The organism is Paenibacillus sp. W4I10, from assembly GCF_030816325.1.
GTDB classification, from domain to species: domain Bacteria; phylum Bacillota; class Bacilli; order Paenibacillales; family Paenibacillaceae; genus Paenibacillus; species Paenibacillus amylolyticus_B.
This window is the reverse complement of the sequence record NZ_JAUSXX010000001.1, coordinates 1,035,252-1,056,605: the sequence shown is the minus strand read 5'-3', so window position 1 is coordinate 1,056,605 and position 21,354 is coordinate 1,035,252. Positions and strand designations below refer to the sequence as shown.

19 protein-coding genes, 1 pseudogene and 1 other annotated feature are annotated in these 21,354 nt (G+C 46.2%); of the genes and pseudogenes, 4 read left to right on the top strand and 16 right to left on the bottom strand.

The genetic code is table 11. The features are described from left to right. Window position 1: 1 nt before the first annotated feature. The 8 genes from mutS to QF049_RS04695 form a co-directional block, all read right to left on the bottom strand. Window positions 2-2,803 (bottom strand): DNA mismatch repair protein MutS, encoded by a 2,802-nt coding sequence (mutS, locus tag QF049_RS04730; RefSeq protein ID WP_307535226.1) that lies wholly within the window; start codon window positions 2,801-2,803, stop codon window positions 2-4. 203 nt (window positions 2,804-3,006) lie between these two features. After that, complete coding sequence (locus tag QF049_RS04725) at window positions 3,007-4,257, bottom strand: putative amidoligase domain-containing protein (RefSeq protein ID WP_307535224.1); 1,251 nt, start codon at window positions 4,255-4,257, stop codon at window positions 3,007-3,009. 201 nt (window positions 4,258-4,458) lie between these two features. Then, complete coding sequence (locus tag QF049_RS04720; RefSeq protein WP_062835006.1) at window positions 4,459-5,019, bottom strand: outer spore coat protein CotE; 561 nt, start codon at window positions 5,017-5,019, stop codon at window positions 4,459-4,461. 75 nt (window positions 5,020-5,094) lie between these two features. Then, window positions 5,095-6,072, bottom strand: coding sequence for an aromatic acid exporter family protein (locus tag QF049_RS04715; RefSeq protein WP_124116373.1), 978 nt, complete (start codon window positions 6,070-6,072; stop codon window positions 5,095-5,097). 348 nt (window positions 6,073-6,420) lie between these two features. Continuing rightward, window positions 6,421-7,179: an ABC transporter permease gene (locus tag QF049_RS04710; protein ID WP_223869124.1), complete on the bottom strand. Its 759-nt coding sequence runs from the start codon at window positions 7,177-7,179 to the stop codon at window positions 6,421-6,423. Between the two features lie 71 nt (window positions 7,180-7,250). Continuing rightward, the gene (locus tag QF049_RS04705; RefSeq protein WP_150366688.1) at window positions 7,251-8,045 is read right to left on the bottom strand and encodes an ABC transporter ATP-binding protein; all 795 of its coding nucleotides are present in this window, start codon (window positions 8,043-8,045) and stop codon (window positions 7,251-7,253) included. A 28-nt stretch (window positions 8,046-8,073) separates the two neighbouring features. After that, window positions 8,074-9,078 carry an ABC transporter substrate-binding protein gene (locus tag QF049_RS04700; RefSeq protein WP_307535219.1) on the bottom strand — a complete coding sequence of 335 codons (1,005 nt, stop codon included), beginning with the start codon at window positions 9,076-9,078 and terminating at the stop codon, window positions 8,074-8,076. 159 nt (window positions 9,079-9,237) lie between these two features. Further along, window positions 9,238-10,752, bottom strand: a complete 1,515-nt coding sequence (locus QF049_RS04695; protein ID WP_307535217.1) for a carboxypeptidase M32 — start codon at window positions 10,750-10,752, stop codon at window positions 9,238-9,240. A 349-nt stretch (window positions 10,753-11,101) separates the two neighbouring features. On the opposite strand from QF049_RS04695, the gene QF049_RS04690 reads away from it, so the two are divergent. The 4 genes from QF049_RS04690 (at window position 11,102) to QF049_RS04675 (ending at window position 13,303) form a co-directional block, all read left to right on the top strand. Beyond that, window positions 11,102-11,677 (top strand): beta-class carbonic anhydrase, encoded by a 576-nt coding sequence (locus tag QF049_RS04690; protein WP_091011943.1) that lies wholly within the window; start codon window positions 11,102-11,104, stop codon window positions 11,675-11,677. 173 nt (window positions 11,678-11,850) lie between these two features. Then, entirely contained in the window at window positions 11,851-12,417 is a 567-nt protein-coding gene (locus QF049_RS04685; RefSeq protein WP_036613540.1) for a PadR family transcriptional regulator, read from the top strand. Window positions 12,418-12,515: 98 nt separating this feature from the next. After that, window positions 12,516-13,019, top strand: a complete 504-nt coding sequence (locus tag QF049_RS04680; RefSeq protein WP_124116370.1) for a hypothetical protein — start codon at window positions 12,516-12,518, stop codon at window positions 13,017-13,019. 5 nt (window positions 13,020-13,024) lie between these two features. Beyond that, window positions 13,025-13,303, top strand: coding sequence for a YxcD family protein (locus tag QF049_RS04675; protein ID WP_017687903.1), 279 nt, complete (start codon window positions 13,025-13,027; stop codon window positions 13,301-13,303). Between the two features lie 156 nt (window positions 13,304-13,459). Here the strand turns inward: QF049_RS04675 and tyrS are convergent, their stop codons facing one another. The 8 genes and pseudogenes from tyrS to QF049_RS04635 form a co-directional block, all read right to left on the bottom strand. Beyond that, window positions 13,460-14,722 (bottom strand): tyrosine--tRNA ligase, encoded by a 1,263-nt coding sequence (tyrS, locus tag QF049_RS04670; RefSeq protein WP_307535213.1) that lies wholly within the window; start codon window positions 14,720-14,722, stop codon window positions 13,460-13,462. 116 nt (window positions 14,723-14,838) lie between these two features. Next, window positions 14,839-15,066 (bottom strand) — a binding site (T-box leader). A 265-nt stretch (window positions 15,067-15,331) separates the two neighbouring features. After that, complete coding sequence (locus QF049_RS04665) at window positions 15,332-15,562, bottom strand: DMP19 family protein (protein ID WP_307535211.1); 231 nt, start codon at window positions 15,560-15,562, stop codon at window positions 15,332-15,334. A gap of 51 nt (window positions 15,563-15,613) precedes the next feature. Continuing rightward, entirely contained in the window at window positions 15,614-15,850 is a 237-nt protein-coding gene (locus tag QF049_RS04660) for an Imm63 family immunity protein (RefSeq protein WP_307535209.1), read from the bottom strand. A gap of 144 nt (window positions 15,851-15,994) precedes the next feature. Next, on the bottom strand, window positions 15,995-17,464 hold the full coding sequence (locus QF049_RS04655) for a protein adenylyltransferase SelO (RefSeq protein ID WP_307535207.1): 1,470 nt from the start codon (window positions 17,462-17,464) through the stop codon (window positions 15,995-15,997). Between the two features lie 310 nt (window positions 17,465-17,774). Beyond that, window positions 17,775-19,090, bottom strand: a pseudogene (locus tag QF049_RS04650) (nucleobase:cation symporter-2 family protein). Between the two features lie 326 nt (window positions 19,091-19,416). Then, window positions 19,417-20,187: an NRDE family protein gene (locus QF049_RS04645; protein WP_307535205.1), complete on the bottom strand. Its 771-nt coding sequence runs from the start codon at window positions 20,185-20,187 to the stop codon at window positions 19,417-19,419. 46 nt (window positions 20,188-20,233) lie between these two features. Further along, complete coding sequence (locus QF049_RS04640; protein WP_307535203.1) at window positions 20,234-20,533, bottom strand: Dabb family protein; 300 nt, start codon at window positions 20,531-20,533, stop codon at window positions 20,234-20,236. 54 nt (window positions 20,534-20,587) lie between these two features. Further along, window positions 20,588-21,169, bottom strand: coding sequence for a TetR/AcrR family transcriptional regulator (locus QF049_RS04635; protein WP_076317587.1), 582 nt, complete (start codon window positions 21,167-21,169; stop codon window positions 20,588-20,590). Window positions 21,170-21,354 lie beyond the last annotated feature (185 nt).

Below are 21,354 nucleotides of genomic sequence, written 5' to 3'. Positions count from 1 at the left end.
TTCAGGATAATTGCTGTGCCTTCAATTTGAGATCATTTAATATCTGCATCGCCTGAAGAGGCGTCATATTCATGACATCGATATCTTTCATCGTACGGATGAATTCTCGCGCTGGCTTATCCACCGCAACTACATCCGGTTTCGTTGCCACATTCGGCTCTTCATCCCCAAAGATAGACAGTTGAACCACATCCGAATGGTTTGCACTGGACTGTACCTTGCTGTTTGATTTCTTGGTATGTTGCTTCCCGACCGAATCTTCAATAGAAGGTGTGTACTCTGCACTCTCCACAATCTCGTGTTCCCGGATCAATGGTGCTGAATCCGTGTGCTGGAATTCTCCACCTTTTAATTTCAAGCCTGCTTCCTGCTTCTCGTTTCCGATATATTCACTGCCCACAGCTACTTGCGCGGCCGCATATTCGAACCCATGCAATAGTCCATTCGCCCGCTCAATAATGCTATCAGGCAGACCTGCAAGGCGTGCACAATAGATACCATAACTGCTGCTGGCTGCCCCGGCAATCAATTTGCGCAGGAAATTAACTTTGTCACCACTCTCCTGTACCGCCATCGAGTAGTTGGCCAGCTTGTCCAGACTCTCCTCCAGATGAGCAAGCTCATGGAAATGAGTTGATACAAGGGCTTTACAGCCAATGATATCATGTACATATTCAATAACAGACTGAGCAATGGCCATACCTTCGCTGGTCGACGTTCCCCGTCCCAATTCATCGATAATAATCAGACTGCGTGGTGTGGCTTTGTCCGTCATGACCTGAATGTCGGCCATCTCCACCATGAATGTGCTTTGTCCACCAATGAGATCATCCGCGGCACCGATCCGTGTGAAAATGCGATCCATGATCGGCACTTCCGCCTGACCCGCAGGCACAAAACAACCTACTTGCGCCAAAATGGAGATTAAAGCGACCTGTCGCATATACGTACTCTTACCAGCCATATTCGGTCCAGTAATCAGCAGAATACGTGCCTCTTCCTTGGTCATTGCCGTGTGATTGGCAATAAATGCACCATCTCGCATGACCGCCTCGACCACCGGGTGGCGTCCTTCTTCCACAACCAGATCATAACCATCGGTCAACGTAGGCCGTACAAAGTTTCGCTCAGCACTAATCACCGCAAAAGATTGATACACATCAATTTCGGCTACCTGTTCAGCCAGCTTTTGCAATCTTGCAATCTCTTTGTTCAGCCGCTCGCGAAGCTCTGCAAACAGTCCGTACTCAATATCAACCATTTTGTCCTGAGCTTCGAGAATCAGCGTCTCTTTTTCCTTCAACTCCGGCGTAATGTAACGTTCTGCATTGGCTAAAGTCTGTTTACGTTCATAACGTCCCTCTGGCAACGCGGACAGATTGGACTTGGTGATCTCGATATAATAACCAAATACTTTGTTATATCCAATTTTCAGCGATCGAATGCCTGTCGCCTCACGCTCTCTCGCTTCCAGCTCGGCAATCCACTGTTTCCCGTTAACCGAAGCCTCACGCAATTCATCCAGACGTTCATGGTACCCTTCACGAATCAGACCTCCATCCCTTACCGATACCGGCGGCTCGTCCACAATGGCTTGCCCGATGGCTTCACGCAGATCATTGCAATCATCCATCGTTTCGGCAATATGTTTCAATGTTGCGGAAGATGATCCTGCGCAATGCTGACGAAGTCCTGGAATTTTCTCCAGCGATGACTTGAGCGCATTCAGGTCACGACCATTGGCATTACCAAACGCAATCCGGCCTACCAAGCGCTCCAGGTCATAGATGTCTTTGAGTTCTGCCCGCAGGTCCTCACGCAATATAAACTGGTTGTACAACGTATCCACTGCTTCAAGACGCTCATTAATCTTCCCTTTTTGCAATAATGGCTTATCGACCCAGCGACGCAGCATTCTTGCACCCATGGACGTCTCGGTCCGATCAAGCAACCAGAGTAATGAACCTTTTTTGGAGCGTTCACGCACGGTTTCCACCAATTCCAGGTTCCGGCGGGTAAACGGGTCCAAGATCATATAATGATCCGGCTCATACGTTGAAATTTGGGTTAATTGTCCCAGAGAGCGTTTCTGTGTCTCACTCAGATAGGAGAAAAGACGGGCAATGCACGCTTGACGTTCAGGCTCTAATCTTGCCCATACAGCCTCACCAAACTGCTGACGGACCAGATCTTCCTTATTCTTTGTCCACGACGTGTAGACCACCGGGCGACCGATTGGAGATGCCTCGGCTTCTACCGTTTCAAGCAGCGCTGCATCCCCCACCAGCTCCGATGGTTCGTAGATACCGATTTCATCCTTAAGCCATTCCTTGGAATAGGGTACGGATGTCACATACAACTCACCCGTTGACAGATCACAGGCCGCGAGCGCGAGCGTATTTTGATTACCTGTAAGACAAACCATGTAGTTGTTGGACTTGTCCCCTAGTGTTTTGCCTTCCATTACCGTTCCGGGTGTAACCACACGAACAATTTCACGTCGTACCATGCCCTTGGTTACACTTGCATCCTCCATCTGTTCACATATCGCAACTTTATATCCTTTTTCAATCAGACGCTGTATGTAATTGTCAGCCGAATGATAAGGTACACCGCACATCGGAATTTTGTCATCCGTGCCTCCGTTACGTGCGGTCAGTGTGATCTCAAGTTCACGAGCAGCATTAATCGCATCCTCGAAGAACATTTCATAGAAGTCACCCAGTCTAAAAAATAGAAAAGCATCCTGTGCTTCGGCCTTCACTTGCAAATATTGTTGAATCATTGGCGTATACTGAGCCATGATGAATATCCTCCATCCCGTTCCTATATTGTCAGGAAGAAACGCGTCCTGGAAGGACAATAAGACGGTCAGGCACTGTGTTTGCGCCTCCGCCTTATGTGTTGGCTAATCGCCACTTCCTTCAAGGGTTGCTGCTCCATATCTTCCGTAGCTCTCACTTATAAAAGACTTGTTTCTTATTATATCAAAAAAACGTCCGTACTTCATGAACCTGCCCGAATATTCCAGAGTTTGCGAATATCTCGGCTCTCATCCCAGGTTCTTCCCAGTTTTAATTGAAGAATTAACGGAGATGCATACCGTTCATAACGTGCATATTCATCCAACCTCTTCAGATCATCTACGAGAGCTGGAATGTGTTCTTTGATCACTTCGCGCTTTCCTTCATAAAAAGCGGTATGAACCTCAGCTTTTGCCAACGGACGCTGCCGTAATTGAGTATACCCGCTGGCGATCAGACCTGCCAAGGCCACAACACCTTTCGCAACAAGGGGCGACACAAGAAAGCTGGGTAACGTACGATACTCAAACCCACCATAGGATTTCAGGCGAAAATCACCAAGTGCTCCATAACGGGGTCGTCTTCCCGATCCACGGGGGTCTTGAAGAAATGCCAGTGGCAATGCCAGATAATTGTCCAGTGCACGAAGCAGTTCTCCGGTAAGATTCACGCCGCTAAAATGAATATGTCCGCCAAGAGGTAAACCCCGCTGTGGCATCCCTCCTGCCTGCCAGATGAGCGAGTGATCACTGATGCTGCGGGAAGCTGCTGCGAATGCCCTCATCAGATGAGCCAGCAGTTCTCGTGGTTCGGAGCTGGGAGCGGGTCTCAGTTCGGCAACCGGATATATCCGCCGTCCACCAATCGTCACGGAATCACAGCCTGCCATTCCGGTACGTTCAAGAAATCTGGAGGCGGGTACGATTTTGGATTCCGGCATCTGCACCAGAAGAAACTCCGGGTCCATGCCGAGTATTGGAGTGGGTCTGTGACTCACTTCCTCATCCAGCAGTTCCTGATGCTGCTTCCAGCTTTCCCTATAGGTAGCAGCAAGGTTGGTCACCCCTTTCCAGGGACCCGGATCGATCGAAATCACTGCACATCCGCCGTTCCCTGAGGATTCCATTCGAACAGCTCCATGATCCAGTCCTAGCGTATACAGCGTTTTGATCGCAAGTCGTTCTACGCGCTTAAACAAGGTTGAACTCGCTTCACGCTCCAACAGAGTTTCCTGCGCCCCTCCCATGCCACTAGTATCCTTGCGTTTGATCCGGATCGCCTGCAGACAACTTATCTCTACGTCATAGCGTACACGCAAGCCTGGTTCACGTTTGCGCCGATCGTGCAGTGACAATACTTCAATGCCTGCCTGTTTCAACCGTTCTGCACGTTCTCCAGAAGTCATCCTTTCATATCGGCGCAGCGCTTCCTCCGCTTGTTCCATCACATTCATTACGTCCCCCCTCCCGGATCATGCAACTAAAATAAAAATAACCCCGCAATGCGGAGCCTTCCCGTGAAAGGTATTCCAGGCACATTGCGAGGCTCGTTACCACCCATTTTTCAATATTTAAGAAGAAAGAGGGCTTACGCCCTCTTCACCGCGCCTTCTGGCGCATATGATACCTTAGGTTATCAAAAACAGGCGTCAAACTCACAGTTCATCGTCGAGCAGATCGGGATCGAGATCGTCATAATCTCCATCGCCACTGCCAAAGTCATAGTCCTTGTCTTCGTAATCACCGCAACCATCTGTGCAGACCTTCACACAAACTTTGGTTTCGGCAACGAGTTCCACAGCGAATTCCCGTTCAACCCGGATAATTACACTGCTTCCACCTGCTGATACTGTGGCTTCCACACAGCTGGGTTCCTGCGTTGCATCCGCAGATACCTCCACTGTGGAAGTCCGGTGTTTCGGGTCCAGATAGGACAATGGCACATGTTCTACATACGAGACCGTTTCTTTGGCTACATCCGTCTGCGAATTCTTGTCGTAGGAATACCAAATGTTGATATCGTAAGTACCAATAACTTCAATTCCGTCACCCGCTGATACGGCTTCATATTGGTGGTTGATAATCCAAGCCCCCAAAATACTTGTCGGACCATTTGGCGGAGTCACGGTATGTGTTACGGTAGAGAACTTACGACCTTTGCCGCAGATCGCCTTCGTGATAATCTCTCTACATTGATGTTTATGACTCAATGACATCTTTAAACCTCCTCCATACAATCATTCACTACAAGTGTATGCAGGGCATTCGTCTAGGGTGACAACTATTTTCTATTATTCGTTTGTAGATTGGGACCGGTCCGATATTGGGGACGGTGCTTTGTCCTTCTTCGCGACTTTCAGATACAGCGCGAGTTCACGGCACAACTGGAGAATTGCGGAACGAATCTCGAATTCTTCCCTTGTATCCGGCAGCTCCATACGTTTGAATTCTTCTTGCACATTCGCAAGAAGTTTTTCAGTTCGTCCGGTGTAGGATTCAGTAAGTACATCCTGACTGAGCTGATCGAACAGCTCCGACACCATTTCCGCATGTGGCATCTTTTGATAGATCTGGGACACCAGATGCATCATGTGCTGGATGGAGTCGAGCTGCGTTTTGCGCATATAAAAGTAGACGCTCCATTCCTCATTCGGATGAATCACCTGATTTTCCAGAGAACGCTTGGCTGCATCAATACCGCCCAGAATCGCTTTATCTGCTTCAATCAGTTCTCTACCCGCCCATGCTTCATTTGGATTACGCAGCGTCGCCGCGAATTCTTTGAAAATCTTCGAAAAGAGTTCATCAATTCGTTTGCGAATGCGCAGCATCTGTGGATCCGCTGCCGGCATATAGGCCAGGTTAACCGCCATTGCAGAACCAAGACCAATCAGTAACAAAGCAATTTGTACGAGGACAACATTCACGTCCATCTCTCCGCCGCTGAACACCCGAAACACAACGACTGAACCTGTTACAATACCTTCCTTGAAGCCCACCCGGACAATAACCGGGAATGCAATCAATATGTATACGGCCAACACCCAATAATGGAAGCCTAGAAAGTGAAAAAGTACACTTGCAAATAAAAGTCCAACTACTGAAGCAAAAAATCGCGCCGATATGGTACGAATACTTCGTTTTCTCGTTACATCCACCCCAAGAATGGCAAGCAATCCCGCAGATGTTGGTCCTGGCAAGCCGCACCAGTCCGCAATCAGCACGGCCATTAATGCGGCGATTGCGGTTTTAATTACCCTAAAACCCATTTAACATTCCATCTCCTCTAAGCTGTAAAAAAATTCTTAGCCAGCTCGTCGCCTCATTCAATTATCTTGACTAGTATGTCTCATCCCAATGTAAACTAGACGACATCAACCGACATGCGCATGCATGCCGGTCACAGCAACACGCCCCGAATGAGGGACGCTGGCAAGTTAGATCGTTGCGACAGAACCTCAAGGCCCTCTTCTCCAATCATCGCATTCATTCCGGATCTGCGCGGAATATTCATACTAAATATGGTACTTGATTTTACGGTATCGGGCAACGTGACACCCCTTGTGAAATTGTATACATATCATACCCGGTCACATTACGAGTAAAACCCTTCCGAATCACCTGCGGCCAGCCAGCATTTTGCGTTCTGCATAGACAACAAGTTGGTACATGGCTGTTGCAACTGCAGCAATAATTAACAGACTTGATAATACAAGTGTGAAGTTGAATACCTGGAATCCGTAGATAATCAGATAACCGAGCCCTTGTTTGGCGACCAAAAACTCACCCACAATTACACCCACCCAGGCCATGCCCACGTTTACTTTCAAAGTGGATACAATCGCCGGAAAAGAAGCAGGTAATACAACTTTCGTAAAAATCTCGGAACGGTCTCCACCAAACGTACGAATGACTTTAATATAGTTGGGATCCACTTCATTGAAGCTGTTATACACGACCAGTGTCGTAATAATGACCGTGATGGACAATGTTGTCATAACAATGGCTGTAAAACCAGCGCCAAACATAACAATAAAGATCGGGCCAAGCGCTACCTTTGGCATACTGTTGAACACAACCATATAGGGGTCCAGCACCTTGGACAAAAAAGGAGACCACCAAATTAAAACCGCAAGCAAGGTTCCAACGAGTGTTCCCAGTAAAAAACCAACTGCTGTTTCCCCCACGGTTACCCCAACATGTGCCCACAACTCGCCACTAGCAATGTCCTTGCCGATCTGGGCAAAAATCTTACTCGGATAACTGAATAACAGTACATCAATCCAACGGAGTCTGCCTGCCACTTCCCATAACAAAAACATACATACCAGCATGGATAATTGTACGGCAAGCACTTGATGTCGCCATCTGGCCATCTGCTGAATATGGTTCCGATGCAGTTGCCCCATCCATTCGTCACGCTTTTCCTGCTTCGGATTCGTTTGATTCACGCGTCTTTCTCACCTCCCCCGGACTGATCCAGTTCACTCCATAACGCCTGAAACAACGCATTGAATCCTTCTTGCTCCCTGGCATGGAAGGGCTGAGCCTTCCGAATTCCATCGGGGATGATAAACTCACGACGGATGCGGCCGGGATTACGATCAAGCACAATGACGCGGTCACTGACAGCAATGGCTTCAGACAAATCATGGGTGACGAGTACAGAGGTTTTTCCAAATTGTTTTAACGTGTCCGAGACCAGATCCTCCAATTGCAGCTTGGTTTGATAATCGAGTGCTGAGAATGGTTCATCCAACAATAAAATTCCTGGGTCTGTCGCCAGCGTGCGCACCAGGGCTACTCGCTGTCTCATGCCTCCTGAAAGCTCTGAAGGGTACTGATTCTCCGTTCCGGCCAAGCCCATACTTACCAGTAGTTCCCGTACACGCTCACGGCTCCGTTCATCCAGTCTGCCTGTCAGTTCAAGACCGATCAATGCATTATCCAGAATGGTCCGCCATGGAAACAGATAGTCCTGTTGAAGCATATAACCAATCTGTGCTGAGGGGCCGCCAACGAGTTTGCCTTTAACCTTAACTTCTCCTCGGGTGGGTGTGAGCAGCCCGGCGATGATCGACAACAATGTTGTTTTACCGCATCCGCTCGGTCCAACCAGACTGACGAACTCTCCTTTTTGGATCTCCAGACTCAAGTCCTCAATCACCAAGGAAGCTTCCCGCTCGCTGACGTATACTTGAGAGATCCCCTCCAGTCGGATCACACTTTCGGATTCAGGCATTCTGCTCACTTCCTTTCCTGAATACCCATTACTTTGATTTCGTAGCTTCTTCCGCATAGGCATTATCCACAATGGCGTTCAAATCCACGCGTTCTTTCAGCTCGCCGGCGGCACTCATGACATCAAGCAGATTGTTCCACTCTTCCTCATCAATGATCGGGTCCGTTGCATAGCTGCCCTGTTCCTTATAACGGTTTACACTACTGATCAAAATGGCTGAATCGATGTCTTTGAAAAAAGGAGAAATGACCTCCGCAATCTCTTCAGCACTGTGGGAATCTACCCATGCCTGCGCTTTGTGCAGACCATTCGTAAATTTCTGTACGATATCCTTATTGTCATTCAGATAACTCTGTTTCGTCATGAAGACGGTATAAGGCAGACGACCACTTTCTGTTCCAAACGATGCAACAACCTTGCCCCGATCTTCTTGTTCAAAGATGGATGCCTGGGGCTCAAACAGTTGAACATAATCTCCCGTACCTGAGGCGAAAGCAGACGCAATGTTGGCAAAGTCCACATTTTGAATCAGCTCCAGATCACTTTGCGGATCAATGCCATGTTTGTTCAGTGCGAACTCCCCTGCCATTTGCGGCATGCCGCCTTTGCGCTGACCGAGAAATGTGGAATCCCTCAGTTGCTCCCAATCGAAGCTACCTTCTGTGTTACGAGCGAACAGAAATGTACCATCCGTCTGGGTGAGCTGGGCAAAGTTAATGACCGGATCTTCCGCTCCCTGCTGATAGACATATATGGACGTCTCCGCTCCTACCAGTGCGATATCCACTGAACCTGCGAGTAATGCCGCCATCGTTTTGTCTCCGCCAGCAGTCGTCTGAATATCCACCTCAAGTCCCTGCTCTTCAAAAAAACCTTGAGCCACAGCCACATATTCCGGTGCGTAAAATACCGAACGAGTCACTTCGCCAATCGTAATCTCGGCTTCATTCTCTTCCTTATTACAGCTGGTGAGCGCCACAATGATAATCAGCAGAATAACGATGCCCCGGACGAACCATGGCGTGTATTTCATGTTGTTTCCCTCCTTCACTGGTTTCAGCAGTTTCTCTCTATTATGGATATGCCGATGCCCAACAAAAGGTTAAGAACTTAAATGCAAAAAAGAGCCGGGCAATAATGCCCGACTCTTCAGCTCTTCGAAATGTTATTCAATATGTTATATATGGGTTACCTACAGCTTGTAAATCTCGGCGTATTTGGCTTCCAGATAATCGGCCAGATAATCCGGGTTCAACTCTTCACCCGTTACGGCAACAATCAATTCGGAAGGTGTGCGACTTTTGCCATACCGATAGATCTTGTCTGTAAGCCATTCCTTAATTGGAATCAGATTACCTTCGGCAATAAGAGTATCAAACTCCGGCATTTCCTTGCGCAATGTATGTAGAATTTGAGCTGCATACATATTACCCAGAGAATACGAAGCAAAGTAACCAAAGTCACCACCAGACCAGTGAACATCCTGAAGAACGCCGTCTCCATCATTCGTTGGCATAATACCGAGGTATTCCTTGTATTTTGCATTCCAGGTCTCCGGCAGGTCTTTCACTTCCAGACCATCGTTGAATAACATTTTCTCGATCTCATACCGGATAATAATATGCAGGTTATAGGTCAGTTCATCCGCTTCAATCCGAATGAGTGAACTCTCCACCCGATTGATTGCACGATAGAAATCTTCCAGTTCAACCTCGCTCAGTTGCGGGAAATGCTGCTGCAAATCTTTATAATAACGTGTCCAGAATGGCAGGCTGCGACCAATCATGTTTTCCCAAAGACGGGACTGTGACTCATGAATCCCCATGGACGTTCCTTCGGCAAGAAGGGTACCCGCCAGACTGTCATCAATATTTTGCTCGTACAGGGCATGTCCGCCCTCATGCAGTGAACTGAAGACTGCGCTTGCTACATCATCTTGCAGATAATGTGTTGTGATCCGCACATCACCCGGGTTAAGACCCGTTGCAAAAGGATGAACACTCTCGTCCAATCGTCCAGCTTCAAAGTCATATCCCATTTGTTCCAAGATGAACAGACTGAATTTTTCCTGCTGTTCGGTGTCAAACAACTGATTCAGAAACTCTGTATTTGGCTTGTTTTCTGAAGCATTGATCTTCTCTTGCAAAGGTACCAAACGTGCTTTGAGGCGAGCGAACACAGCGTCCACTTTCTCAACCGTCAGATCTGGTTCATACATATCAAGCAACGTATCATAACGTGTATCCTTCACACCCCAATAATCAATAAACTCCTGTTTGAGCTTAACGATATCTGTCAGATATGGGGAGAATCCTGCAAAATCACTGTTATGCTTGGCATCTTCCCATGCCGTTTCTGACTTGGCCGTGAGCACGGTATATGCTTGCACTTTCTCAGGTGGTACAGACTGACTGCGCTCATATTCTTTCTTGCAATCTTCAACCTGACGACGATCTATATCTTCGAGCTGTTCCAATACCGCTGGAGTCGTTAATGCATCCAGGTAAGTCTTCATGTCAGCCGAGGTTTGCAGCTTGAATGCTTCGGTGGACAACATACCCAGCGTCTCCGAACGTGTCGGAACGCCTTTTTTCGGCGCACCTGTGCGCAGATCCCAGTGAAGCAAACCAATGGCTTCATGATAGCTCTTAATTTTTCGAGCCAGATTACGGAAGGATTCCAAATGTTCCTGTGTTTGTTTATCCATTGTTATCGTTCACCTCTTCAAAAAAAATGTTATACCCTATTGATGATACTTTTTGCATTGCGTATAATCAACTTTTAACAGATGAAAATTGCATTGTTCTCCTAAAGATACGTGTTCAAAAAGTCTGGTTTTCATTACCGAGAAGATAGAAATTGAATTCAACTTCGATGCTGATGATGCCCTTAGGCATGATTCGTAATCAAAAGTGGACTTTTTGAACAACCTCTAAAGGGTTGGAGTAATGCCATCTGCTGACCGTGAAATACTATTAAAGCAAAGGCGCGTAGGACAAGCTGCATCATATGCAAGTGGCCGTACTCGTCGTATTGGATAACAGGAGGCAATGGACATGAACAACATTCAAGAGATTTTGGCTTACAACAAATCATTTGTCGAGACCAAAGAATACGAAAAGTATACGGCTGGCAAGTTTCCAACCAAAAAGATGGTTATCATCACTTGTATGGATACACGTCTGGTGGAATTGCTGCCCAAGGCTATGAACTTGAAAAACGGCGATGTGAAAATCATCAAAAACGCAGGCGCAATTATCTCTCAGCCTTTCGGGAGTGTAATGCGTAGTGTACTTGTCGCCATCTATGAACTGGGTGCAGATGAAGTCCTGGTAGTGGGACATACGGAATGTGGTATGGCTTCCCTTCACGCTGAGACCATGATTGGACATATGGTAGAGCGTGGTGTATCGGAAGAAGTCATGACTACTCTGGAGAATTCGGGCATCCGTTTGCAAAAATGGTTGCGTGGGTTTGACAGCGTCGAAGAAGGGGTAAAACATACTGTGGAAGTGATCAAGAAGCATCCTTTACTTCCTCCCAATGTACCCGTCCACGGCATGGTTATCGATTCTGCCACAGGTGAGCTTGATCTTGTCGCTGAGGGGTATGGACAACAGGCATCTCTCTAAATGGTTTGGAGTGCGGACCTTATGGTTCGCACTTTTTTTGTCTAAATTAAGGCAGTTGTTCTGTCAGGTTGTCAAACCATACAGTTTCAGTGTACACTTTTTATGAAAGCGGTCAAAGAAAGTAAAAACGATTGTTCTCTCTGACCTAGCCCTAATATTAAGGAGACATGTGCATGAACATACTTTCCTACGGATTGCTCGGGCTGCTTACCCGCGAGGAGTCATCGGGCTATGATCTGATGCTGAAAATCCAGCCTCATTGGCAGGCGAAACACAGCCAGATCTATCCCCTCCTGTCCAAGATGGAAAACGATGAGTTATTGGCCTCCCGCTGGGTACAACAGTCTGACAAACCGGACAAGAAAATGTACGCAGTTACGGAAAAAGGCATTGAAAAGCTCTTGGAATGGATGATAACTCCTGTTACCGCACCGGTTACACGCGATGAATTTAATTTGCGTATTTTGTGTGTTGGCATAGCGGAAGACGGAAGCATGAGACGCATTCTGAATGAGCGTAAAAGCTGGTTCATGGAACGCATACGTTATTTCGAGGATCTGAAGTCACGTATACCTCAGGATAATCTTCGTGTAGGCAACCGAGATTTTGGAAGCTACATCCTGGTACAAAAAGGGTTAATGCACGCACAAACAGGCCTGGAATGGTGTCATTGGGTTACCCAATTGCTTGATGGCCAAGCTGCAATTCAAGACCCAAGTCCAAGCGTTTCGGAAATTTAATAAAATTTGAAACGTTCCTGCAAGTTGACCGTATTACATGAGTAAGGCCCATTTTTGGGCGATTCAAACAAATTAATCGGGGGGTTACGATCTTTACAATGAAGAAAAAATTTGGAGTTAAACATCTAATGATGGTATTTATGGCCTTTACATTATTGTTCGCAACAGTGGGAGTAACGAATCCGGATTCAGCGGATGCTAGACGTGGTGGCGGATTCAAATCCGGTACAAAAAGTTATACCAACACTCCTAAGAAATCCGACTCCAACAGCAACGTGAATCAATCCAATTCCGGTAATAACTCCGGTACTGGTGCAGCTGCAACCCGTGGTGGTGGATTCTTCGGCGGTGGCGGCGGATTCATGAAAGGCATGATGCTTGGTGGTCTTGCTGGTATGATGTTTGGCGGATTGTTCGGTGGCATGGGCGCTCTGGGTAACATCCTTGGATTGCTCGTGAACGTTGCAGCAATCATGTTGATTGTTATGCTGGCTATGGCACTCTTCAGAGCCATCTCCAATCGTCGTAAACCTGCAGCGGATGGTCGTTATGACCGTCGCAATGATCGTGATGATGACCGTAACAGAAACGGACGGTACTAATCTCTATGGTTCTGAGCATGGATGAAATTGTGAATGCAATCTGTATTCATATGGCAGAACGTAAGGGTGTACGTCCAACCGATGTGAACGTAGAACTGAGCTGGGAAGAAGATACAGGTTATTCCGCTGAAGTTTGGATCCAAGGACGCAGTCAATATTTGGTTGAGTCCAACATGATTGAAGCGATTCTTCGCTACCTGCACAGTGAATACAACATCCGGGCGTACCGTGAGAACGTACGACTTGATCTGGATGAAGAGATCACAGCGATTGTCAATCAATAAAATAGGTCGCACACTGGCCTGTTATACTAAAGACCGTCTCCGCTCTGTCGCCTGACAGAGATGGAAGACGGTCTTTTTGTTTCTGTATTTGTAGCTTTATTTGTGTGTCTATTGTAGTCTCTATACGTTTTTGTGTTACGTTCTAATACTCAGACACTACGTTTGGAGTTTAACCAAGCTGTAGTTCTTCTTACCTTTACGGATAATGATGAATTTACCGCCAATGGCATGCTCTGCCGACACCGTGAATTCAAGCTCCGTGATCTTCTCACCATTCATGGAAATCGCACCTTTGGTGACATCCTCACGCGCCTGGCGTTTGGATGGCTCCAGACCCAGATCTACGAGCCAGTCCACGATATTTTTAGCTTCGCCGTCCGTTTCAAATGTTGGCATTTCCTTGAAACCCTGCTCAATTTCATCTGCTGTCAGGGAACGGATATCACCACTGAACAGCGCCGCTGTAATCCGCTTAGCCTGTTCAAGCATTTCTTCGCCGTGAACGAATTTTGTCATTTCTTCCGCGAGTGCTTTCTGTGCTTCACGTCTGTGCGGCTCTGTCTCTACCTTTTCAGCCAAAGCTTCAATTTCTTCTTTGCTCAGGAAGGTAAAGTATTTCAAGTATTTAATGACATCCCGGTCATCTGTATTCGCCCAGAACTGGTAGAACTCAAATGGTGTCGTTTTGTTCGGATCAAGCCAGATTGCCCCGCCAGCTGTTTTACCAAATTTGGTACCGTCGGATTTGAGCATGAGCGGAATGGTCAGACCGTACGCTCTCGCTTCAGATCCTTCTTTTTTACGAATCAGATCAAGACCACTCGTGATATTCCCCCATTGATCCGAACCGCCGATTTGAAGCTGTACATCTTCGTTCTGGAACAGGTGCAGGTAGTCGAGTGATTGAAGAATCTGGTAGGAAAACTCAGTGAACGAGATTCCGCCTTCCAGCCTGCTCGCCACTACATCCTTAGCCAGCATTGTGTTAAGGTTAAAGTTTTTGCCGTAGTCACGCAAAAATTCAATGACATTGATTTTGTGTGTCCAATCATAGTTATTCACCATGCGAACCTGATTATCCCCGTCTGTTACAAACAACTTCTTCATCTGCGCGGTCAGTGCATCCACATTCTCCTGCACTTGCTCCATCGTTTGCAAAGAACGCTCTGCCTGACGACCACTTGGATCACCAATCGTACCTGTAGCTCCACCAATCAAAATGACTGGACGATGTCCTGCCAGTTGAAAACGTTTCAGCATCATGAAGGGAATGAGATGTCCGATATGCATGCTATCCCCCGTAGGGTCAACGCCGCAGTACAGTGAAATTGATTTGGTTTCAGTCAATTCACGTAATCCCTCTGCATCCGTCTGCTGGTTAATGGCGTCACGCCACTGTAGTTCATCAATAATATTCATTTGTATAACCCCTTTTCTATCCTCAAGATTCAGTCATGATCTACGTTAAATTACGAAATTACACGCTGGAACGGCTTTTTTGGACACAAAAAAATCGCCTCCTTGTCTTCATTAGACACAGGGACGATTATCATAACCGTGGTACCACCCAAATTGCATGGACAACACGCGACCTTAACACGTTATCCATACCACTTTTGGCAATATATCGTTTGCCCATCCGCTTGGCATTACCCAAGTACTCCAGAGTGTAATTCGCAGCCCTTGTATGTATCAGGTTCCATCAACCCCTGACTTTCTGTAACAGGGACAAAGCCGCTACTGCGCTCTATCAACGTGATTCATGTATTCAATTTATAGCAAGTATAGCCGAACGTTTCAGTCATTGCAAGACCAAGTATTAATCTTCGAACAGAACAACGGATGTATAGTTGAAACCAGATTATATGATCATCATGTTCAATTTTCCGTGATAATAACCATAGGCTTTCTCCGAGATCTGATCCTCATTATTCCAAAACTGCTGATCCAGCGCATCTAACTGCTGCTCTTGTTCCTCTGTCAGGAATTTAGGAATATCCCACAGCTCAGTAAGCCTCCCATCCTCTTTCAGATTTTCAGATGCTCAATGCATCCGTATGCTGACGTTATAATCTCCACGACTTGAGTCGCACCAATGATATGTAATGCCCGCAACGCGTAACGATATACCTCTTCCCCCCAGTTACAGAAAAACTGTATAAAACCGCCATTAAAGACATCCGCCTCTAACAGCCATAAAGCAGCAATGTCCTGCTCGTTCGAAGTCAACGATGCCCAGCCCTGTTCGGATATAGTCATACCATACGTCATTAATATCTTGCTCGCTCATGTAACACACCTCACTTTTCTTTATGCCATGCCCTCTAACTCCTGACGTTTACCCGTCTGATGCCAATGTAAATACGGATTACCGATCTGCTGGAAAGCTTCCTGAACCCCCCTGTTCAGGTCCTTCATCACATCATTTGTATAGTTCAAATGCGTCTCTTTATTATCCACGCCATGTCTTTCCAACAATCCTACATGCGTCGCGGTGAAAATAATATCTTCCAGCAACCAATAGATGACTTCATCCGGCTGTTTCACCTGTCTCTATAAAAGTAATCTCTATTTCTCTAATTATTGCATGATAATCTCCGAATTCAATGCCCACGATGGATTTTAACATCGATGACAGAGTGAAAAATGAAAAAGCTGCCCAAGGCAGCCTCTTCATTCCATACTGTTCAATCAGGTTCCACAAAAAGTCTGATATGAAGTATTGCACTGTGCTGGCAGTTCGGCATATTCAGCCTGCTCAGGTGAGTGCGCGAACGGGTCTGAAAGAACTGCCAAAAGCTTCTGCATCACGCTAAGATCTCCGTGGTTCTCCGCTTGCTCAAGGGCTTCCTCGACCCGATGATTTCGGGGAATGACGGCTGGATTGCTTGTTCTCATCAACTGCCGAGAGACTTCCTTCTCCTCTTGCTGTCTGTCCAATCTTGCTTGCCACCGCTCATTCCATTCAGCAAATTCTGGCGAGCCAAACAAAGCTGTCCCTTCCAACCTATCAAAGGTCAATGCCAGGAACGTATTGGTGTAATCTGCACTATGCTTCTCCATGAGTTCAAGAAGCTCCTTGATCAACGCTTCATCTTCGGCCTCTTCATCCAACAAGCCCAGTTTGGCACGCATTCCCTTGAGCCAATGATGATGGTACAATTCAGAAAATTGTGCGATAGCATCCTGAGCGACTTGCACCGCCTGTTCTTCATCTTCATGCAACAACGGCAGAAGCGTCTCGGCAAAACGAGCCAAATTCCACCCGGCAATATACGGTTGATTACCATAAGCATAGCGACCTTGCCTGTCAATGGAGCTGAATACGGTTGAAGGATTGTAAGCATCCATAAAGGCGCACGGACCATAATCGATGGTCTCACCACTGATCGCCATGTTATCCGTGTTCATCACGCCATGAATGAAACCAACACGCTGCCATTGGGCAATGAGTACCGCCTGCCGTTTAATTACTTCCTGAAGCAGCAAAAGATAGCGATTCTCAGCTTGAGCAACATCAGGAAAATGTCGATGCAACGTATAATCAGCCAATGCCCGAAGATCGTCGATAGACCCCCATCTGGCTGCATACTGGAAGGTTGCTACCCGGATATGACTGGAAGCCACCCGGGTTAAAATGGCACCCGGCCGCTCTGTTTCGCGGATAATGTTTTCTCCTGTTGATACCACAGCCAGACTGCGTGTCGTTGGGATTCCCAGTGCATACATCGCTTCACTAATAATATACTCTCGCAACATGGGCCCTACAGCAGCACGTCCATCTCCTCCACGAGAGTACGGTGTTCTCCCTGAACCTTTCAGCTGGATATCCACTCGCTCGCCCTGTGGCGTTATCTGTTCACCCAGCAGCAAAGCACGACCATCTCCAAGCATGTTAAAATTGCCGAATTGATGTCCTGCATAGGCCTGAGCCAAAGGCTCGGCTCCTTCCGGAATCGAATTACCTGCAAAAATTTGCGCCCCTTCATCACTGTCAAGAGACTCCACATCCAGTCCCAAGCTGGATGCAAGCAATCTATTGAAAATGATCAACTTTGGTGATTCAACAGGCACCGCGCCCTGACTTGTAAAAAAGGGTTGCGGTAACTGCGCATAACTATTCTCCAAGTTCCACCCTTTGTTCAACGTTTCTTGTTGCATGTGATCACAACTCCTTTTCTGCACCAGGGATATCCCTTGGTTATATTATAGCCTTGTGAACCAATGCTCATTTATGTAGTCGCATGGAAATTCAATTCAAGAGGATGTTGACTTAAACGAACATCTAAAATGTTCTTGATGAAACTTTAGCATATTTGCATGTCTTTTGCATTCCTCATGAATCGTAAGCACCAAAAAATCCAAGAGGTTTCTTTGCCAAGTGGAATCATTGTCTTGCATTCCACTTCCCAGAAAACCATCTTGGATCCATTCCACTTACTACCAGATGACACGTCTATTATTACAAGGATTACGTGTGTGCTTCTTGAGTCTGTACTGGCTGTACTGGCAAGCTCTCTTTTTTCAAAGCAAGGTTAAAGAAGACATTAAGCAGGATCGCTGACAGGCTTCCCGTAATAATACCATCGCTAACAATAATCCGAATACTTTGAGGAAGCTGGGCAAACAGGTCGGGTACAGCAGTAACACCGAGCCCAAGTGAAACGGAGCAAGCCACAATCAATAGATTGGATTGTTTGCCAAAGTCGACGTTTTGCAGCATTTTGATCCCGGATGAAACAACCATTCCGAACAGGACAACAGTCGCTCCCCCGAGGACAGCACTTGGAATAATGGTTGCAAAAGCAGCTACCTTCGGAATGAGCCCCAGAAAGACCAGAATACCTCCGGCTGCAACAACAACATTGGTCGTTTTCACTTTGGAGAGCTGAACCAAACCAACATTCTGTGCAAATGTATTGTATGGAAAAGCTTGAATATGCCGCCAAGGACAAACGCGAGACCTTCTGCACGATATCCCCGTGCCAGATCGTTTTCGTTGATCGGTTGATCACAGATTTTGCTCAAAGCCATAAATACACCTGTTGATTCGATGATAACCACCGTACCTACAATAATCATTGTAATGATTGGGCCGATTTCGAAGGTAGGCCATCCAAAGTAAAAGGGTTGAGGTAAATGGAACCAGGAGGCTTCCTGTACAGAGGCAAAATTCACTTTTCCCATGATGGCTGCGATGAGGGTTCCCACGATAATACCAAGGAGAACAGCCAGGGATTTAACAAACCCGCGAGCATATCGATTCAGGATTAGAATAAAAAGTAATACACCAAATGAAAGCGCCAAATTATCCAAACTTCCGAAATTCTCACTGTTTGCTCCACCCGCCATGTTTTTAATGCCGGTTGGGATTAGCGCAAGACCGATAATGGTTACCACTGTACCGATCACGACTGGCGGAAACAATTTGACGATTTTGCTAAAAAATACGGCAAAGATGACGATAAATAACCCCGCTGCGATGATCGACCCATATATGGCAGGAATGCCGTATTGTGATCCAATCGCAATCATCGGTGTCACCGCTACAAAAGAACTTCCGAGCACCGCTGGCAAACCAATCCCCAAGTACTTCCCTTTTCGTGCCTGAAGCCATGTGGCAATCCCACACGTTAACAGGTCGATGGATACCAGATACGCCAACTGCTCTGCAGTCAGATTTAGTGCTCTGCCCACAAGCAAAGGCACCAGAATCGCTCCCGCATACATCGCGAGTACGTGCTGAATCCCCAGTGAAAAAACTCTCATCTTTTTGGTTTCTTTCATCCCACGTTGCCCCCCTGAAATTAGAATCAACAGAACCGCTGCAAAATCATGTTATGTTGATTCACATTATATAAACTATTCAGGGAAGTTCCATGATTCATAACATAGAATTGTGATCAGAGATAAAGAGCCTAACTAAAATTGGGCGTGTTATACAAAAGGTACTCTCATACCGATTATATCGCGTTATATTAGTTGACAAAAAAAAAAAAAAACGAAAGTGCTCTTTACACTCAGAAGCAATGAAACATGAACGTGGGATGTAACTTCATTGATTCATGTTAATGCATATTTCTCAACATCACTTCTTTCATATTCTCAGCTTGTCAGTTGAGAAGCTTGATGTTAAAACGTTGCTCCATTACTTCTCCGTTCTGGTGAACCATCTCCGTAAAAAACACTTCTTCTCTATTCATCAGAACAACGGATGAAGCTCTGGTCCCATAGTCAAATTTTTCACTTTTAACGAAGATGGGAGAAAGTAAACGTTCCCATTCCAATGGAACACCTGTATGGGGGAGAAGCTCATCCACTGAAGGATCTGCCATTTGCAGCAAACCTAATATTTCTTCTGTCAGGGTAGCTTCGTCCTCCCCTTGGATGACTTTCTCCAGCCCTTCTTTTCCACGTTTTACCTTGGGCCAATCTGTATTGATCAAGTGATTACTAATCCCGTATATTCCCGGTTTCAACTTCATCACAACATTACCTACATTAGAATAATAATAGAGGTCGTCAGGATCACCCACTAACAAATTGTAACCGGGATAATCATTTTGGCTTTGCTCCGCATGTTGCATATATTGCTCAGGTGTGGACGTTCCCTTTAAAAAATCAGCAACCAGATCTCCTCTTGAGCCTTTGGCATGTACCTCTTCATTCGGATCACGATAATTCGTGACAGCAGCCAGACGCCCCTCTGTGGTTACGCCCATCCAGGTTCCCATTTTCGACAAATCCCGGCCAGCCAGTATATGAGGATGGTCTTCCCAATAGTGTGCTTGAGCCGTAGGTCTGTGATAGAATTCATCCCTATTTGATCCCAATATAAGCGGATACTTTGGATGCATGTTGTAAGCAAATAAAATTAAACACATGGGAATCTTCAACTCCTATATTCGTTAAACCTCTAATTTTGCGCCTTTATATCGCATAATCAACTACAATTACATCTTCCACCCAACCTTCGAGGGAAGCTACGAATGCCTGATGAGCAGGATGTGGACCATAGGCGCGCAATGCCTCCTGATCTTCAAACGTCACTCGCAAGCCAATCGTGTAACCTTGAATACGGTCCGTTTCTTCCGTTGCATTGATTCCTGCGGTCAGCCCGACAATCCCCGGGATTTGTTCCTGTAACGCGAGTAATTGATTCACCCATTCCTGCTGTTTGTCTAGCGTGGTTTTATCGTTAAATTTAAAAACAACCAAATGTTCAAACATCTTGTTATTCCTCCTATGTCCATTTGAATAATAATGCAATTTCGTTAAATGAAGTCAATTCAACAATTCCAATCCACCCATCATATAGGGGACCACTCTGTTGGCTAATTCAGCCGGGGATTCCTGCCCGCCTTCAATATTCCATCGATACGTCATTCCATAGATCGACCAGCTTAGCATAGTTGCAGTAATTTTCAGCGTTTTGGGATCTACATCCCCCGCTACTTTGCTCATTAATTCAAGAAGGAATTGCTCCAGTTGAGTCTTGATGTTCTCTTCAATAATTGGTGCAACCGTCTCATATTTTTTGATGCATCCATTACTTGAGACGTGATAATCACATAATGAAAATATAAGCTGCTGTATGGTTTCGGCTGATAACCGGGCATCCGGGTCCACCCTTTTCGTTACATATTCCATAAAAGCATCCGATAACAAGGCTTCAAGCAGTGCATATTTATCCTGAAAATGGGCATAGAATGTAGCCCTGTTAATTGTGGCTTGTTCCGTAATGTTTTGAATTGTAATGCTGTTGAAATTTTTAAGATTCAATTGGTTTAAAAACGCATCCAGAATTAATTGACGCGTGCGAATTACACGCGGATCGTTCGAGTTTGGAGACAATACACCAGACATGTCCCAATCCTCCTTGTACACAAAATATTTGGTTAGACTCCTTCATTATAGATAAGTGTTATTTGTTCAACAAGTGAAAGTAAGTGCAGAGACACCATACAATAATCAGTGTCTTTCGCTTAAGCAACAAAATGCTCCGATTGTTGGTTGAGCATGCCTATACACCTTGTTAAGATTGCACTCGT

Coding starts and splice junctions, on each gene's coding strand:
- mutS (WP_307535226.1), bottom strand. CDS start 2,803: ATGGCTCAGTATACGCCAATGATTCAACAATATTTGCAAGTGAAGGCC.
- QF049_RS04725 (WP_307535224.1), bottom strand. CDS start 4,257: ATGAATGTGATGGAACAAGCGGAGGAAGCGCTGCGCCGATATGAAAGG.
- QF049_RS04720 (WP_062835006.1), bottom strand. CDS start 5,019: ATGTCATTGAGTCATAAACATCAATGTAGAGAGATTATCACGAAGGCG.
- QF049_RS04715 (WP_124116373.1), bottom strand. CDS start 6,072: ATGGGTTTTAGGGTAATTAAAACCGCAATCGCCGCATTAATGGCCGTG.
- QF049_RS04710 (WP_223869124.1), bottom strand. CDS start 7,179: ATGGCCAGATGGCGACATCAAGTGCTTGCCGTACAATTATCCATGCTG.
- QF049_RS04705 (WP_150366688.1), bottom strand. CDS start 8,045: ATGCCTGAATCCGAAAGTGTGATCCGACTGGAGGGGATCTCTCAAGTA.
- QF049_RS04700 (WP_307535219.1), bottom strand. CDS start 9,078: ATGAAATACACGCCATGGTTCGTCCGGGGCATCGTTATTCTGCTGATT.
- QF049_RS04695 (WP_307535217.1), bottom strand. CDS start 10,752: ATGGATAAACAAACACAGGAACATTTGGAATCCTTCCGTAATCTGGCT.
- QF049_RS04690 (WP_091011943.1), top strand. CDS start 11,102: ATGAACAACATTCAAGAGATTTTGGCTTACAACAAATCATTTGTCGAG.
- QF049_RS04685 (WP_036613540.1), top strand. CDS start 11,851: ATGAACATACTTTCCTACGGATTGCTCGGGCTGCTTACCCGCGAGGAG.
- QF049_RS04680 (WP_124116370.1), top strand. CDS start 12,516: ATGAAGAAAAAATTTGGAGTTAAACATCTAATGATGGTATTTATGGCC.
- QF049_RS04675 (WP_017687903.1), top strand. CDS start 13,025: ATGGTTCTGAGCATGGATGAAATTGTGAATGCAATCTGTATTCATATG.
- tyrS (WP_307535213.1), bottom strand. CDS start 14,722: ATGAATATTATTGATGAACTACAGTGGCGTGACGCCATTAACCAGCAG.
- QF049_RS04665 (WP_307535211.1), bottom strand. CDS start 15,562: ATGACTATATCCGAACAGGGCTGGGCATCGTTGACTTCGAACGAGCAG.
- QF049_RS04655 (WP_307535207.1), bottom strand. CDS start 17,464: ATGCAACAAGAAACGTTGAACAAAGGGTGGAACTTGGAGAATAGTTAT.
- QF049_RS04645 (WP_307535205.1), bottom strand. CDS start 20,187: ATGTGTTTAATTTTATTTGCTTACAACATGCATCCAAAGTATCCGCTT.
- QF049_RS04640 (WP_307535203.1), bottom strand. CDS start 20,533: ATGTTTGAACATTTGGTTGTTTTTAAATTTAACGATAAAACCACGCTA.
- QF049_RS04635 (WP_076317587.1), bottom strand. CDS start 21,169: ATGTCTGGTGTATTGTCTCCAAACTCGAACGATCCGCGTGTAATTCGC.